The 16050-nt window shown below is 52.6% G+C and carries 11 protein-coding genes and 1 pseudogene; 9 read left to right on the top strand and 3 right to left on the bottom strand.

Annotated features, from left to right (window positions below):
* Positions 1-10: 10 nt before the first annotated feature.
* Both ddpX and ACN9MQ_RS11420 read right to left on the bottom strand, forming a co-directional pair.
* Positions 11-586 carry a D-alanyl-D-alanine dipeptidase gene (ddpX, locus tag ACN9MQ_RS11425; protein WP_014170160.1) on the bottom strand — a complete coding sequence of 192 codons (576 nt, stop codon included), beginning with the start codon at positions 584-586 and terminating at the stop codon, positions 11-13.
* Between the two features lie 12 nt (positions 587-598).
* Complete coding sequence (locus tag ACN9MQ_RS11420) at positions 599-1453, bottom strand: MurR/RpiR family transcriptional regulator (RefSeq protein WP_025204147.1); 855 nt, start codon at positions 1451-1453, stop codon at positions 599-601.
* A 266-nt stretch (positions 1454-1719) separates the two neighbouring features.
* Between ACN9MQ_RS11420 and ACN9MQ_RS11415 the strand changes: the two genes are divergently transcribed.
* From ACN9MQ_RS11415 to ACN9MQ_RS11375, 9 genes and pseudogenes are all read left to right on the top strand, one after another.
* Positions 1720-3201, top strand: a complete 1482-nt coding sequence (locus tag ACN9MQ_RS11415; RefSeq protein WP_426021058.1) for an alpha/beta hydrolase — start codon at positions 1720-1722, stop codon at positions 3199-3201.
* A 93-nt stretch (positions 3202-3294) separates the two neighbouring features.
* Positions 3295-4506 (top strand): diguanylate phosphodiesterase, encoded by a 1212-nt coding sequence (locus ACN9MQ_RS11410; protein WP_025204149.1) that lies wholly within the window; start codon positions 3295-3297, stop codon positions 4504-4506.
* Positions 4507-4595: 89 nt separating this feature from the next.
* Positions 4596-5501 (top strand): aminoimidazole riboside kinase, encoded by a 906-nt coding sequence (locus ACN9MQ_RS11405; protein ID WP_410397948.1) that lies wholly within the window; start codon positions 4596-4598, stop codon positions 5499-5501.
* A 173-nt stretch (positions 5502-5674) separates the two neighbouring features.
* Positions 5675-7192, top strand: coding sequence for a carbohydrate porin (locus tag ACN9MQ_RS11400; RefSeq protein ID WP_014170154.1), 1518 nt, complete (start codon positions 5675-5677; stop codon positions 7190-7192).
* Positions 7193-7259: 67 nt separating this feature from the next.
* Positions 7260-8630, top strand: coding sequence for a sucrose-specific PTS transporter subunit IIBC (locus tag ACN9MQ_RS11395; RefSeq protein ID WP_014170153.1), 1371 nt, complete (start codon positions 7260-7262; stop codon positions 8628-8630).
* Complete coding sequence (locus tag ACN9MQ_RS11390) at positions 8630-10036, top strand: sucrose-6-phosphate hydrolase (RefSeq protein ID WP_426021059.1); 1407 nt, start codon at positions 8630-8632, stop codon at positions 10034-10036. The genes ACN9MQ_RS11395 and ACN9MQ_RS11390 overlap by 1 nt, the downstream gene beginning before the upstream one ends.
* 28 nt (positions 10037-10064) lie before the next feature.
* Positions 10065-11081, top strand: a complete 1017-nt coding sequence (locus tag ACN9MQ_RS11385) for a LacI family DNA-binding transcriptional regulator (protein ID WP_014170151.1) — start codon at positions 10065-10067, stop codon at positions 11079-11081.
* A 97-nt stretch (positions 11082-11178) separates the two neighbouring features.
* Entirely contained in the window at positions 11179-12729 is a 1551-nt protein-coding gene (locus ACN9MQ_RS11380; RefSeq protein WP_426021060.1) for a methyl-accepting chemotaxis protein, read from the top strand.
* A gap of 148 nt (positions 12730-12877) precedes the next feature.
* A pseudogene (locus ACN9MQ_RS11375) lies at positions 12878-13366 on the top strand (replication endonuclease); the annotation flags it as partial.
* Between the two features lie 232 nt (positions 13367-13598).
* Here ACN9MQ_RS11375 and ACN9MQ_RS11370 read toward each other — a convergent pair.
* On the bottom strand, positions 13599-15815 hold the full coding sequence (locus tag ACN9MQ_RS11370; protein ID WP_426021065.1) for an AAA family ATPase: 2217 nt from the start codon (positions 15813-15815) through the stop codon (positions 13599-13601).
* Positions 15816-16050: the final 235 nt, after the last annotated feature.

The following is a 16050-nucleotide window of genomic DNA, read 5'->3' as shown; positions in this document are numbered from 1 at the left end:
TGCTCCAGTTTTAAAGAGGGGTGTGCGTCAACGGGAAACAGGCAAAACGATCGTCAAGCAGGGGATAGCTGGCCGCGTTCGGCAGCTCGAAGTGCCACCATTCGCTGCTGATCCCCACAAAGCCGCCACCGGACATGATGGCGTTAAGCAGCAGGCGATTGCGCTGCGCGTGCGGCGGCACGGACGGGTGCCAGGCGTGCGAGCGATCGTGCATTTCGTCAAAACCGGCCCCCATATCCAGCACGGTGTTCTGTTCGTCCATCAGCGTAACGTCGATGGCCGTCCCGCGGCTGTGATTGGAACCAATCGCCACATCAACCACGTATTCCGGGTTCGGGCAGGCATCCCACAACTGAGCCTGCGCTTCCTGCGGGCGATAAGCGTCGTAGACCACCAGCTTCAGCCCGGCCAGTGCGGCGATGCTGATGGCTTTCGCCAGCGCGGTGGCCGCATCGGTATGCAGCAGGCACAGCGCCTCCTGATAAATCGGACGACCCGTGATGTTGTCGGCTGTGGCGTATTTCAGATCGATATGCAGCGCAGGGAAGGTCTTCGCCACATCAATCAGTTCACTCTCTGGGGGCATAGCTCCGCTCCTTTAGCGTTCGAATTGACCAAACTCTTGTTGTAATTGCCGGTTTACCGCCAGCCGCTGTGGAAGGGCATCACCCAGCGCTTCCACGACACCTGACAGCAGCAGGTTGAACAGACAGCTCACAGGTGCCAGCGAATCCCAGAAATGGCCGGTTTCGGTTTTCACCTGCAGTAAATCAAGCGGGTAATCCCGCGCCCACGGGCACCAGATATCGGTGATCAGGGCCAGCGAAATACCTTTTTCGCTGGCGACCCGACAGTACTGCCGCGCAATGGTGGAATAGGTGCGGGTATCGGTCAGTACCACGTAGGGGTGGGCGAAACCGGAGTTCAGGGATTCAACCCAACTGCCGGACGCGCCTTCGGCGTAGCTGACGCGCGGGCGGAGGTACTCAAGATGACTGAAGAAGGCGTTGGCTATCCCACGTGTCGACTGGATCCCCAGCACAAAAACCGCATCCGCGTGGGCAAGCTGATGAACCACCTGGCGGAATGCGTCGGTGTGCGCCAGCTGATAAACCTGAGTGATGGCATCCACCTCCAGCGACAGAGAGTGCTGAAGGCGGTTGGGCAGAGGGGACTGCTGCTGCCAGGAGTCCAGCCGCTCGTTCATACCCCAGGGCTGATGCGGGTCGCGCAGGCTCTTTTTGGCATCTTCCAGATTGCGATAGCCGAGTTTTCGCAGAAAGCGTCCCACGGTAATGCCGCTGGTGCCGGTCGCCAGACCCACGCTTTCAGCCGTTTCAAACGGGATCTGTGCGGCATGCGCCAGCAGCCAGCTTGCCACCCGCTTCTCGCTGGGGGTCAGTTGGCTGAACGTGGCTTCAATACGGCTCAACACCTCGGGTTTCGTCGTCATACCGCCTCGCTGTTAACAGGCTGTCAGTCATCAGGTTTGTGTTATTTGATTAACAATGCATGACGCGTGCCATGTCCACAGCGCGACGGGACGCCGCTGTGCTGCAAACTTCATGCAATATTTAGTTAACCAATGATCAACATTTGTGCAGCGTAGTTCACTTTTGGTGCACTGGCTGAGCGGGGAGGTATGAATTTCGTGAATACGTCAGCGTCTTCACATTTTTGATAAGATAGAGACAACGTAAATATGAAAGGGATCCCGGCATGGCGAACTTGCCCTGGCGTATCAGCGTGCGCCTGATGGCGCTCGCAAAGAAAATGGCGACGATCGCAGGAGTGGTACTGATCGTCCTGCTCGCGGTTCGGGTTTATCTCTCGCAGCAGGGGCCGGAACTGCATCTCTGGCATACCTGGCGGGCAGATGAGATGTCCGTACGCGAGATCGATAAGGCGAATTTTGCTCAGTATGTCGCCCGGGAAAACGCCATTTTCGCCGATCTGGATAACGCGGTAACGCGCAAAACCCAGGGTGAGGAGCGCACGCCGTTAAACCGCTACTACCGTCAGAGCCTGGTTTGGCCCGGTAAATTTTCACCCGATGCCAACCGCTCCTTTGTGCTGATGCCTGCCGAAACGCCACGCGGCGCGGTGGTGTTGCTGCACGGGCTAACAGATTCGCCTTACAGTGTCCGGCATCTTGCCCGTGATTATCAGCAGCACGGTTTTGTGGCGGTGGTTCCACGCCTGCCCGGTCACGGCACCGCGCCCGGCGCGCTGACCGACGTTGACTGGGAGAGGTGGCTGGCGGCGACGCGCCTTGCCGTGCGCGAAGCCACGCGGCTGGCGGGAGACAATGTTCCCCTGCATCTGGTGGGTTACTCCAACGGTGGGGCGCTGGCGATGAAATATGCCCTTGATGCGCTGGACACGCCTGCGCTTCGCAAACCGCAACAGCTCATCCTGCTCTCGCCTATGATTGGCGTCACGGTGTTCGCCCGGTTTGCAGGATTGGCCGGATTGCCGGCGATGTTACCGCCGTTTGCCAAAGCGGCATGGTTAAACATCTCGCCGGAATATAACCCGTATAAATACAATTCCTTCCCGGTCAATGCGGCGCGCCAGTCATGGCTCTTGACCCAGGCCCTGCAGGAGCAAATGGGGCGGGATGCCCGGGAGCACAGACTGGACCAGCTGCCGCCGGTACTCGCATTTCAGTCGGTGATGGATTCAACGGTCAGCACCCGCGCCGTGGTCACCGGCTTATTTGACCAGCTTCCGGCGAACGGCAGCGAGCTGGTTGTATTTGATATCAATCAGGCCGCCAGCTTCCGTCCTCTCTTTAAACCGTCGTCGTGGGCGGCGACCTCTGAGTTACTGCCTGTGGCGAAAAGACGTTACGGTGTCACGATTATTACCAATGCCAGCGCGGACAGTTTCGCCGCGGTGGCGAAAATAACCCCGGCGGGACGCACCGATGAGACCGCGGTACCGCTGGCGATGTCCTGGCCGCAGGAGGTCTATTCACTGTCGCATGTCGCCGTGCCGTTCCCACCTGATGACGATCTCTATGGCCGACATCCTGCGGAGAAAAACCGGTATGGCATTAGCCTCGGCACGATTGCGCTGTGGGGGGAAACCTCCGTGCTGAGTGTAGGCAAAGACGCGTTAATGCGGGTGACCTCGAACCCGTTTTATGCCTACATGCAGGAGAGGATTGACAAACGCATCGGGGATGAGAAAAAGTAGCCTCTCCCGCAAGGGGTTAATCTGTTAGGTCGCGAAGATGAAGTATGTTAAACAGTAATGTCCAACGCATACCTCTTATCGGAACACGTTTTTGTGCTGACTACTCTTATCTACCGCAGCCAGTTGAATTTATCCTGCCGATCCGCCGAACTCCAGGCGCTGGTTGAACAGGCCAGGACGCGCAATGCCGGGTTGAATATTACCGGCGTTCTTCTTTCAAAAGGGGATGATGTCCTGCAACTCCTCGAAGGCTCGGAAGAGAGTGTGGTTAGGTTGTTTCAGAAGATCCGTGAGGATAAGCGGCATAGCGGCGTGGTTGAGCTTATGCGGGATTACGGCCCCCGCAGACGTTTTGAGAATGTCGGTATGCTGCTGTTTGACCTGCAGAACCAGTCGCCGAAAGACGTTCTGCAATCGGTGCTGCATTACAGCAAACTGGACAGTTATCTGACATCTGATGATCGGGTGTTCAAATTTATTCAGACGTTTATTACCGGCAAACGACCGGCCCCGTCGGGGGCGCGTTTTGCCCCGGAGAAATGGACGCTCTCGCGTGAGAAATCGCCGTTTGGCGAGAGTCTGGGTCTGCTGGACAAACAAACCTGCCAGTTCGCCCTCCAGCCCATCGTCGAACCGCTGGAAGGGAAAATCAGTTCGCTTGAGGCCCTTATCCGCGGTAATGACGGGGGAAGCCCGGAGCATTTTTTCAGCCGCCTCGATCAGGACAAAATCTATGAAGTCGATCTCCAGACCAAAGCCTGGGCTTTTGCGCTGGCCGATAAACTGGGGATCGGGAGCCATAAAATCGCGGTAAATCTTCTCCCTATGTCGCTGGTGAAAGTGCCTGGCGCCGTGGAGTTTCTGGTTGAACAGATTAAACAACATGGGCTTCAGCCGGAGCAGGTGGTCATTGAAGTAACCGAAAACGAGATGATTTCCGGGTTCAACAAGTTTAATAGCGCCATTAAACACCTGCGCGCTGAAGGTATTGGCCTGGCGATCGATGATTTCGGTTCCGGTTACGCCGGGCTTTCACTGCTGACCCGATTCCAGCCGGATAAAATTAAAATCGATCGCGAAATTGTCAGCAATATTCATCTCAGTGGGCCAAAACAGGCGATTGTGCGCTCGATAGTCAGCTGCTGCACCGACCTAGAAATTACCCTGGTGGCGGAAGGCATCGAGAAGCTGGAAGAGTGGTGCTGGCTTGAATCTGCCGGGATCCGACGCTTTCAGGGCTTTCTGTTTGCCCGTCCAGCGCTGAATGGCGTAGGCGATATTAGCTGGCCACACCTGGTGCGTTAAGCCAATTTTCCTTCCGTATTATTTCCCCTTCGTCCTGCCTGTGCTTAAATAGCTAAAACGGTTTAACATTGTTTAGCTGAGAGGATCACATGCAAAAAATCTGGGTACTTGGCGATGCGGTAGTGGATTTATTACCGGAGGGAGAAGGCCGGTTGCTGCAATGCCCTGGTGGCGCGCCGGCGAACGTGGCGGTCGGTATTGCCCGTCTGGGCGGGAAAAGCGCCTTTATCGGCAGGGTCGGCGACGATCCTTTCGGTCGCTTTATGCATAAAACGCTGGCTGACGAGCAGGTTGACGTAAAGTGGATGCACCTCGACCCGGCACACCGCACGTCAACCGTGGTCGTGGACCTGGACGAACAGGGCGAACGTTCGTTCACCTTTATGGTTCGCCCGAGCGCCGATCTGTTTCTGGCATCAGCCGACCTGCCGCCCTTTAGCGCAGGAGAGTGGCTGCATGTTTGTTCCATTGCCCTGAGCGCTGAACCGAGCCGTTCTGCAACGTTTCAGGCCATGAACGCGGTCAGGGAAGCGGGGGGTTATGTCAGTTTCGACCCCAATATCCGCCCGGATCTCTGGCCGGATGAGGACGACCTGCGCCGCTGCCTCGAACAGGCGCTGCAATGCGCTGACGTCGTCAAACTCTCCGTCGAAGAACTGGCTTTTTTAACCGCTGACCTTGGGGTCACGAAAGGGCTGACCGCGCTGATGCGCCGCTGTCCGGCCCGGCTGGTGCTGGTCACTCAGGGCAAAGACGGGGTCATCGCCTGGCATGACGGAACGGTAAAGCATTATCCGGCAACCCCCGTTGAATGCGTGGACACCACCGGCGCAGGTGATGCCTTCGTGGCGGGACTGCTTTATGGACTGGCTTCCGCTGGGAGTATCGACAGCCACGATCTTCCACGCGTGATCGCATTAGCCCAGCGCTGCGGCGCGTTAGCCACCACGGCTAAAGGGGCGATGACCGCGCTGCCTTATCACCCGCAACTGTAATTCCTCCCGCAACGGGCCGTCTGTCGACGGCCTGAATTGTCGCCTCGATCACACTTACTAAATCGGTTTAGCAAAAAAGATTGCCGATCCAAAATTGGCAGGTTTAGTATCATCAACCTAAACCGGTTTAGCAATTTAGCACTTTCAATGACTTCTTTTAGGGATGCGACAAAATGTATAAAAAACGCAGACTTGCCGTGATGATAGGCATGCTGGCCGGGAGTACCTCTGTTTTTGCCCAAACGGATATGACGAGTATCGAAGCGCGTCTTGCTGCTCTGGAGCAGCGTCTTCAGGCTGCGGAAACCCGCGCGCAGGTTGCGGAGAAACGCGCCACCGACGCAGAACAAAAAACGCAGCAGTTGGTGACTGCCCAGCAGCAGGCGCAAACAACAACCCAGCAAGTGGCGCAGCGTACCGCCGCACTGGAGAAGAAAGCCGATCAGAGCAGTGGGTTTGAGTTTCATGGCTATGCCCGTTCTGGCCTGCTGATGAACGATGCGGCGTCGAGCAGTAAAAGCGGCCCTTATCTGACGCCAGCCGGGGAAACCGGTGGTGCGGTCGGGCGTCTGGGGAATGAAGCCGATACCTACGTTGAGCTGAACGTGGAACACAAACAGACCCTGGATAACGGGGCAACCACGCGCTTCAAGGCCATGCTGGCGGATGGTCAGAAAACCTATAACGACTGGTCCGCTGACACCAGCGATCTCAATATTCGTCAGGCGTTTGCTGAACTGGGCAATCTGCCTGATTTTACCGGCGCGCTGAAGGGTAGTACCTTCTGGGCCGGTAAACGCTTCGACCGCGATAACTTTGATATTCACTGGCTGGACTCCGATGTGGTGTTCCTGGCCGGTACCGGTGGTGGCGTGTATGACGTGAAATGGAATGAATCGCTGCGCAGCAACTTCTCTCTTTACGGGCGTAACTTCGGCAGCGAAGAGCAAATCGACAATAACGTTCAAAACTACATCCTCAGCATGAACCACTTCGCCGGGCCGTTCCAGCTGATGGTGAGCGGCCTGCGGGCAAAAGACAACGACGACCGCAAAGACAGCAATGGCGATCTGATAAAAACCGACGCCGCCAACAATGGCGTTCATGCCCTGGTCGGATTGCACAATGAAAGTTTCTACGGCCTGCGCGAAGGTTCAGCCAAAACGGCGCTGCTGTACGGCCACGGGCTGGGGGCAGAGGTGAAGAGCATCGGTTCCGATGGCGCATTGCTCTCTGAAGCCGATACCTGGCGCTTTGCAAGTTACGGTGTCACGCCTCTTGGTGGCGGCTGGCATATCGCGCCTGCCGTACTGGCCCAGAGCAGTAAAGACCGCTATGTCAAAGGCGACAGCTATGAGTGGGTCACGCTCAATACCCGCCTGATTAAAGAAGTCACGCAGAATTTCGCCCTGGCGTTTGAGGGCAGCTATCAGTACATGGATTTAAACCCGGAAGGGTATAAAGACCGAAATGCCGTCAACGGAAGTTTCTACAAGCTGACCTTTGCCCCAACGTTAAAAGCGGGCAAGATCGGCGATTTCTTCAGCCGTCCTGAGTTGCGTCTGTTCGCCACCTGGATGGACTGGAGCAGCAAACTGGATAATTACGCCAGCGATGATGCCTTTGGCAGCAGCGGTTTCAACGCCGGCGGGGAATGGAACTTTGGGGTACAGATGGAAACCTGGTTTTAACCTTTTACGCTCCCGCAGTGCGGGAGCGTTTTTCACATCATAAAAATACAGTCAGGCAGAGGTATCTATGGATTTTGATAATATCGCCCGCGCGCTCATTCCGCTGCTCGGTGGCAAAGAGAACATCGCCAGTGCGGCGCACTGCGCAACGCGTCTTCGACTGGTGCTGGTCGACGACACGCTTGCCGATCAACAAGCCATCGGCAAGGTTGACGGCGTTAAAGGCTGTTTTCGCAACGCCGGGCAGATGCAGGTGATTTTTGGTACGGGGGTGGTTAACAAGGTCTACGCCGCGTTTATCCAGGCGGCAGGGATTAGCGAATCCAGCAAGTCCGAAGCGGCCGACATGGCGGCACGTAAGCTGAACCCGTTCCAGCGCATTGCCCGACTGCTCTCAAACATCTTTGTGCCGATCATTCCTGCGATTGTGGCCTCCGGTTTACTGATGGGCCTGCTCGGGATGGTGAAAACCTACGGCTGGGTCAATGCCGATAACGCGCTCTATATCATGCTGGATATGTGCAGCTCAGCGGCATTTATCATTCTGCCGATCCTGATTGGCTTCACGGCCGCGCGTGAATTTGGCGGTAACCCTTATCTGGGGGCGACCCTCGGCGGCATTCTGACGCACCCGGCGCTGACTAACGCCTGGGGCGTGGCGTCTGGCTTCCACACCATGAACTTCTTCGGCCTTGAGATTGCCATGATTGGCTATCAGGGAACGGTGTTCCCGGTGCTGCTGGCCGTCTGGTTTATGAGTATCGTGGAGAAAAACCTGCGCCGTATTATTCCGGATGCGTTAGATCTGATCCTGACGCCGTTCCTCACCGTTATTCTCTCCGGCTTTATTGCCTTGCTGATCATTGGCCCGGCCGGGCGTGCGTTAGGGGATGGTATCTCCTTTGTTCTGAGCACCCTGATCGCCCATGCGGGCTGGCTGGCCGGGCTGTTATTTGGCGGGCTTTACTCGGTTATCGTTATCACCGGTATTCACCACAGTTTCCATGCCATTGAAGCCGGGTTACTGGGGAATCCTTCGATTGGCGTTAACTTCCTGCTGCCTATCTGGGCGATGGCCAACGTGGCGCAGGGGGGAGCCTGTCTGGCGGTCTGGTTTAAAACCAAAGACGCGAAAATTAAAGCCATTACGTTACCGTCTGCGTTTTCGGCCATGCTGGGCATTACCGAAGCGGCAATATTTGGTATCAACCTGCGTTTCGTGAAACCGTTTATCGCTGCGCTGATTGGCGGTGCGGCAGGCGGGGCGTGGGTGGTCTCAGTGCATGTTTATATGACCGCCGTCGGGCTGACTGCCATCCCGGGCATGGCGATCGTGCAGGCAAGCTCGCTGCTCAACTATATTATCGGCATGGTGATTGCCTTCGGCGTGGCGTTTACCGTCTCGCTGCTGCTGAAATATAAAACGGATTCTGAATAATGACGTTACCTTCCCGCTGGCCTGCCATCCTGCAGGCCGTCATGAAAGGCCAGCCGCGTGCTTACGCCGACAGCCATTATCCGCAATGGCATCCGGCACCGGCGACGGGGCTGATGAACGATCCTAACGGGTTTATCTGGTTTGCCGGGCGCTACCACCTGTTCTATCAGTGGAATCCACTGGATTGCGACCATCGCTATAAGTGCTGGGGACACTGGAGCTCCGCAGACCTGGTCCACTGGCAGCATGAACCGATGGCGCTGATGCCCGATGAGGAGTATGACCGCAACGGCTGCTATTCCGGCAGCGCCGTCGATAACAACGGTGTCCTGACGCTGTGTTATACCGGCAACGTGAAATTTGATGATGGCAGCCGCACCGCCTGGCAGTGCCTTGCCACGCAACAGGCTGACGGTACGTTCAAAAAACTCGGTCCGGTTCTTGCGCTGCCGGAAGGCTACACCGGGCACGTGCGTGACCCGAAAGTGTGGCAGCACGACGGGGTGTGGTACATGGTACTGGGGGCGCAGGATCTGCAAAAACGCGGCAAGGTGCTGCTGTTCACATCTGCCGATTTGCACCACTGGGCGTCTTGCGGAGAGATTGCCGGTCATGGCGTGAACGGCCTGACCGAGGCGGGATACATGTGGGAGTGCCCGGACCTGTTTGACCTCGACGGGACACACGTACTGATCTGCTGCCCACAGGGGCTGGCGCGCGAACCGCATCGCTATCTCAATACTTATCCGGCCACGTGGACGAGCGGGGCGTTCGACCATACCCGCGCTACGTTTGAACATGGCGAGTTGCACGAGCTGGACGCCGGTTTCGAGTTCTACGCTCCCCAAACCACGGTGGCGGAAGACGGACGGCGGATACTGATCGGCTGGATGGGTGTGCCGGACGGAGAAGAGATGCTTCAGCCCACACGGGCGCAAGGATGGATCCATCAGATGACCTGTCCGCGAGAATTACACTTCCGTGACGGCAAACTGTGGCAGACGCCGGTGCGCGAACTGCACGCACTGCGCGAAGAGGAATGTCGCTGGCAGGGTAACGCCAGCGATGCCCCGGCTCTTGATGCGACGCGCCTTGAGTTCGAACTCACCTCATCTTCAGTAACCGTGGATTTCGCCGGTGCGTTGCGCCTTATCGTCGAGGACAGCGGATTGCGTCTGGAACGCGCCAGCCTGAAAACCGGGGAGACATTGACCCGTTACTGGCGGGGCGACGTTCATCATTTACGCGTTCTGTGTGACAGCTCCAGCGTTGAAATTTTCATCAATCATGGCGAAGGGGTGATGAGCAGCCGCTATTTTCCTGACCATCCGGCACGGGTGCGATTCGAAGGTGCGTCCGACATCACATTACGCTACTGGTCGCTGCGCGGCTGCATGGTAGAATAAGGGTTTTGGCAGCCGGATCTAAGTCGTTGTGAGAAAAACAAAACGCGTCACAATTAAAGACATCGCGGAACTGGCGGGGGTTTCAAAAGCCACCGCCAGCCTGGTACTGAACGGGCGCAGCAAAGAGCTTCGCGTGGCGGAAGAGACGCGTGAGCGCGTGCTGGCGATTGCGAAAGAGCATCATTACCAGCCCAGCATTCACGCGCGCTCGCTGCGTGATAACCGTAGCCACACCATCGGTCTGGTGGTGCCGGAGATCACTAACTACGGCTTTGCGGTGTTTTCTCACGAACTGGAGACGCTGTGCCGTGAGGCGGGCGTTCAACTGCTCATCTCCTGCAGTGATGAAAACCCGGGGCAGGAGACGGTGGTGGTTAATAACATGGTGGCGCGTCAGGTGGACGGGCTGATTGTGGCCTCCAGTATGCTCAATGATGCCGACTACCAGAAGCTGAGCGAACAACTGCCGGTCGTCCTTTTTGACCGCCATATGAACGACAGCACATTGCCGCTGGTGATCACCGATTCTATTACCCCGACGGCGGAACTGGTGGCCGACATTGCGCGCCAGCATCCTGATGAAATTTACTTCCTTGGCGGGCAGCCGCGGCTTTCCCCGACGCGCGATCGTCTGGAAGGATTCAAGCAAGGGCTGCAAGAGGCCAATGTGGCGCTGCGCCCGGAGTGGATCATTCACGGCAACTATCACCCGAGCTCCGGCTACGAGATGTTCGCCGAGCTGTGCGCCCGCCTGGGACGCCCGCCAAAAGCCTTGTTCACTGCCGCCTGCGGTCTGCTGGAAGGGGTATTGCGCTATATGGGGCAGCACAACCTGATGCAAAGTGATATCCGGTTAGCCAGCTTTGACGATCACTACCTTTACGACTCTCTCACCATTCCGGTTGATACCATTCGCCAGGATAACCGCCAACTGGCGTGGCACTGCTTTGATCTGATTGGCAAACTGATCGACGGCGAAACGCCACAACCGTTACAGCGAAAACTGGATGCCACCCTGCAGCGGCGCTATAAAGCGAAAGCATAGCTCTGGCTGCTGAAGGGAAACGTTAATAACTTTAATTAATTTAAGTTTTGGATCGGCCGATAACGATAGGGAATGTTTATTCTTGAGGTATCGGTCCATGTCGTTAAAAAAATCATCCCTGATTGTCCTTTTTGCTCTGCTTTTCTTCTTTGTCGTCAGCACCATTACCAGCGTTGGCCTCATTATTAAAAGTAATAATTCCCTGGATAATGTGAACAAAGAAATCCAGGTTGTGCTGTCGATCATTGATCCCATCAACCACAGCCGTACCTTGCGTGTCAGGGTGATGGAGTACGTGAAGATGGTGGAAGCGGGGAACTCGGCTGATGAGTCAGCGAAACTTTCCGCGGTTAAAGAGGCCCTCACAAAAGCGGATCACGCCTTTGCGGCGTTTATGGCGTCTCCGCGCCTGTCGGATGAAGCGCCGCTGGTGAGCGCGTATCAGGATGCCTGGCAAAACTACCGTAACCAGGGGCTGGCACCGCTGATTGATGCCGCCGCTGCGCACGATGTCGCGAAGTTTAATGCGCTTATCCCGGAGGTGTCCCGCCTCGACCGTCAGTATGAAATCGTTCTCGACCAGGTCCTTGCCGTTCACCAGAAATATGCCAAAACCCTGAATGAGGATGCGAGCAGTAATTTCATCTCCGGTCTGACGATCATTGCGGCGATTGCTTTGTTGTTTGTAATCGTGATTGTTGCCGTCAGCCTGCTGATGAAGCGCTTTGTTTTCGCACCGGTCAACCTGGCACGCGAGCACTGCAGCCAAATTGCCGCCGGTAAACTGGACATTCCAGTGCCGGTAAAAGGCACCTCCGGCAATGAAATCGATCACCTGATGGGCTCAATGGAGCAGATGCGCCAGGCGCTTCTGTCGACTATCGCCCAGGTGCGTGACGCGAGCCATACCGTCACCCACGCCGCGCAGGAAATTGCTTCCGGGAATATCGATCTGGCTTCACGCACCGAGCAGCAGGCCTCCGCGTTAACCCAGACGGCGGCCAGCATGGAAGAGCTGAGCGCGACCGTGGCGAATAACACCGATAACGTTCACCAGGCAGGAAAACTGGTGCAGGACGCGGTGAACAATGCGCACACCGGTGAGGCCGTGACCCGCGAAGTGATCGAAACGATGAATACCATCGCGGCGAACTCTAAGCGCATCGAGGACATCACCAGCGTCATCAACAGCATTGCTTTCCAGACCAACATTCTGGCACTCAACGCCGCGGTTGAAGCAGCACGCGCTGGCACACAAGGACGCGGCTTCGCCGTGGTGGCCAGTGAAGTGCGCACCCTTGCGCAGAAAAGCGCGGTTGCCGCGAAAGACATTGAAAGCCTGATTGCCCAGTCGGTTTCCAGTGTCAAAAACGGCGCAGAGCTGGTGAACCGTTCAGGCGAGGTCATTGATTCTATTATCAGCTCCGTGAATAAAGTGAATACGTTGATGGAGCAGATCTCCGTGGCCTCTGAAGAGCAAAGCCGCGGGATCAGCCAGGTCGGACAGGCGGTGACAGAGATGGATGGCGTGACCCAGCAGAACGCCGCGCTGGTTCAGCAGTCCGCCGCAGCCGCCGCTTCCCTGGAAGAGCAGGCGCAACAGCTCTCAAGGAGTATTTCGAGCTTTAGTTTGCCGGTGCAGGCTTGATTGATAATGAGAGGCTCCTGAGGGAGCCTTTTTAATGTCTGGTGTAACTGGAAATCTGCAGAAGCACTCCTAGGAGGGAAAGCGTGGGGGCATTTACGGCCAGCATTTGGACTCCGAGCTGGTACAAATTACCTGAGTAGTCGAATGACGCATCGTTCCAAAGCTTTTGGTCGTTAAGCCTTTGACTTTAAAAAGCGGTATGGCCGCGCCTCGGAGTCCTGTCAATAACTGTGGAAAGCTCACCGGCGGTGGCGATCCAGTTATGACCCCTACACCGTCTGAGCAAGCCGCTGCGGTGTTAAATCTGATTGAGCGCGGGGTTATCGGCTGGAATGAGCCGGACGTCGTGAAGGTGCTTAATGGGGCGTTAAAAGCTGGCGCACCGCGTAAACACCAGCAGCAAAAAAGCAATGCGCCGCTCAAAACCAGCGAGCTAGCGCCATCAGCCAGGATGACAAAAGCCGAAAGCGATCGTGTCGCAAAAATTCGTTTCGATTTGGCTCAGGAAGGGATTAACCCGGAACGGTGGGAAATTAACGCGCTGGCGCGTGGTGCAACAGTAGTTTATGGCAATAAGTCTTTTAGCTACTCGTTTGCTCAGGAGTGGGATGAAATCAAGTTAAATTTTGACTTCTGAAAGAAATTTAATAGAATGTTCGTGCTACCGCTTGGGATATCTACATCGCATTACTCTTCGTATTAGCTTTATACAGAGGGTATAAAGGCTGCTATTGGCAACAATGGTGCTTGCATGGAGATAAACTCATGTTAAAGCTAGTGAATGTACGCCAGTACAACCGCTACCGCTTCGGGCGTTGGGAGACGGTGCGCAAGCACCGTCGTTCATACCCGAATCGATAATATGCGGCCTAAGCGGTAGCGATTTCCTCATCGATTTCATCCATCATTTTAGCATAATGTTTTTCATCTCCTGTTGCTGAGAATATACTTTTTAGCTGTTTGAGGTACTTGTCTGGGTCAATGTCACCCATATCAGTGATATTCACAGAGTCAGAATGAGAACCTCGGTTTATGTATCGATAAAACGCTCTAAAATCGCTATTGTTCTCATCTTTTGCGAGTTTAGTTAGTTCATCTTGTAAGGAGTCTGTTCTATGAACAAAGCCAAAATAGTATTCTAAAATGTTTCTCATTATGTTTGGTATTATGATTTTATTGACCTTTTCTTCTTTGGCATCTTTTAATATCTGCCAAAGTGATTGATATTCATTTTGTATGCTATTTTTTTGTATTTCGGTGATGGTGCTAAACTCATTCTTTGTGATTCTAAAAAGACGGTAATCACGCTTGAACTTTTTGTCGTCTTTACTTTTAGGAGATAATTTTATCAACTCATGGAAAAAATATAGATTGTGTGTGAGTATTAGTATTTTTTTTGTGGTTTCATTTTTGATTAGTTCATGATGAATGATTGATGCTATATCATAAACATAATTTTGTGAAAGGCTAGATATTGGGTCATCAATGATTATTAAATTATCTCTGTTATCTTCGTCGTCTTTATCCGTTTTCCCTTTGCAACATTCCAAGAAATAGAGAAAAGTGATTAACGTTTTCTCTCCTTCACTAAGGGATTTGTATACATCATGATTTTCGTCTTTGTCTGAACGGGAAATGATGTACATTTCCTTATTTTCTTCATGTTTTTTTACACTAAAGCCATATATGCCTAAACTTTTCAGTCTCAAGTTGATAGACTCGATTGTTTCATCGATGTTAGAAATCTGTTCTCTCAGTTCTTTAATATTTTTAGCGTTGTCCTTTCCTTGGTTTTCAATTTCTTTCATTTCATCAAGTATCTTTTTATGGTTATCTTGAAAGTTTTTTTCGTGAGCAGCTAAAGTATTTAATTCTGGATTGCAGAAGTTTCTTAGAGCTGGCCATACTTTACTTTTAACTGCGTTTTCGGTTTCCTTGAACTTTGCAACTTTAAGATTGATATCTTTAATTTTTGCATTGTAATCATTAATGCATTTAATTATCTTTTGTTCGATTGACTCATCACTCTCAAGTATGATTATAGATGAAGGGTTATGAAGTTTGCTGGTTATTAGCTCTATATTCCTGCTTGCAATTTCATCTAAAATTTTGATGTGAGAAGTGGTGATTTCTCTATCCTCTTCAGTTATCAGTGCACAAGTAGATATTTCTTGAGTTAGTTTTTGATAAATTGGTTTTGTAGCTAACTCATAAGCTGATTTAATTTCGCTTATTTGATTTGTTTTATTAGAGTAACTTTCATCAAAGATAGACTCAATTGCCTCTATGAATTTAGCATTGATTGTGTTTTCTTGGCAGAATGGGCATAAATTATCTTTAAGATAAAGTTCTTTCCCCTTTTTTACCCAGTCAAGATTTTGAAGTCGTTTTATTGTTTCTGATAAATAACTGTTACTTGAGTCTATAATAGGTGTGGCTAATAGTTTCTTATCTTCTTCTGAAAGTGCAAATGATAACAAAACCGTTATAAGAGGTATTTCTTTATTTTTGTGCTTTATCAGTTCGTTGTAGTCTTTAGATAGTTGCTCCAGGTTTGCGATTGGTAATGCAAGTGTTTTTTGTAACTGAGCAAAAAAAGCCTTTTTGCTTCCTAGTTGACCTCGCATGACGTTTTTTAGATCAGACGATCTTATCGATTCTGTTTTTGCCCAAATGGCCTCGATGCAGTCATTTTCTTTGGAGTTTTGTTCTTCTTTTAATTTTGTTGCTGCATCTCTTTTATTCCGGTATTGATCTTTTAAATCTTGTCTTAAGCCTTCTTTTACTGCTAGGTCTTTTTCTATATCTGCATTTTTCTTACTAAGTGTGAATACACCTTTTTGTTCTTTTGCATGATAGAAGTTATCTTCAATAAATTTTGAATTATAAACGATTGGGCGATAGTCGTTTAGTAATGGACATTCGCATTCTGCAAAATCTTTGTGGGTCGTATTGTAAAAGAAATTTGAGATTGTAGATTTTCCACAACCATTTTGACCATATAGAATATTTATTTTCTTTGAGAAGTCTACATTTGTGAAAATGTTTTTATTATAACTTGTGACGTTTTTTAGCCTAAGTTCCATGTTTACGCCTCATTTGTCATATATGATTTGTGTGTAGTGTTAGGTTGCTCATTAGCCCCCTAAATCATAAAGTTCTATCTTAAGTCTGTGGGTGTTTCAAGCACAAAGATAGTAGGGCTCATGACAACTTATATTTTTAGTGATATAACTCAACCTTGAGTAGAAAATCATTCAAATTCAGCAGGTTTAGCGGCGCAAGACATAGGTGCATGAAGTTATTTGTGCATGCATCAGG

The organism is Enterobacter sp. R-25 (assembly GCF_049913205.1).
Taxonomy (GTDB): domain Bacteria; phylum Pseudomonadota; class Gammaproteobacteria; order Enterobacterales; family Enterobacteriaceae; genus Enterobacter; species Enterobacter ludwigii.
Note: the sequence above shows the minus strand (reverse complement) of the source record. Positions and strands in the feature narration are given on the sequence as shown.

What these genes read in the sequence shown, in the direction of transcription:
- ACN9MQ_RS11405 (WP_410397948.1), top strand. Translation starts at nt 4,596, where the DNA reads ATGCAAAAAATCTGGGTACTTGGCGATGCGGTAGTGGATTTATTACCG.
- ACN9MQ_RS11380 (WP_426021060.1), top strand. Translation starts at nt 11,179, where the DNA reads ATGTCGTTAAAAAAATCATCCCTGATTGTCCTTTTTGCTCTGCTTTTC.
- ACN9MQ_RS11395 (WP_014170153.1), top strand. Translation starts at nt 7,260, where the DNA reads ATGGATTTTGATAATATCGCCCGCGCGCTCATTCCGCTGCTCGGTGGC.
- ACN9MQ_RS11415 (WP_426021058.1), top strand. Translation starts at nt 1,720, where the DNA reads ATGGCGAACTTGCCCTGGCGTATCAGCGTGCGCCTGATGGCGCTCGCA.
- ACN9MQ_RS11400 (WP_014170154.1), top strand. Translation starts at nt 5,675, where the DNA reads ATGTATAAAAAACGCAGACTTGCCGTGATGATAGGCATGCTGGCCGGG.
- ACN9MQ_RS11390 (WP_426021059.1), top strand. Translation starts at nt 8,630, where the DNA reads ATGACGTTACCTTCCCGCTGGCCTGCCATCCTGCAGGCCGTCATGAAA.
- ACN9MQ_RS11370 (WP_426021065.1), bottom strand. Translation starts at nt 15,815, where the DNA reads ATGGAACTTAGGCTAAAAAACGTCACAAGTTATAATAAAAACATTTTC.
- ACN9MQ_RS11420 (WP_025204147.1), bottom strand. Translation starts at nt 1,453, where the DNA reads ATGACGACGAAACCCGAGGTGTTGAGCCGTATTGAAGCCACGTTCAGC.
- ddpX (WP_014170160.1), bottom strand. Translation starts at nt 586, where the DNA reads ATGCCCCCAGAGAGTGAACTGATTGATGTGGCGAAGACCTTCCCTGCG.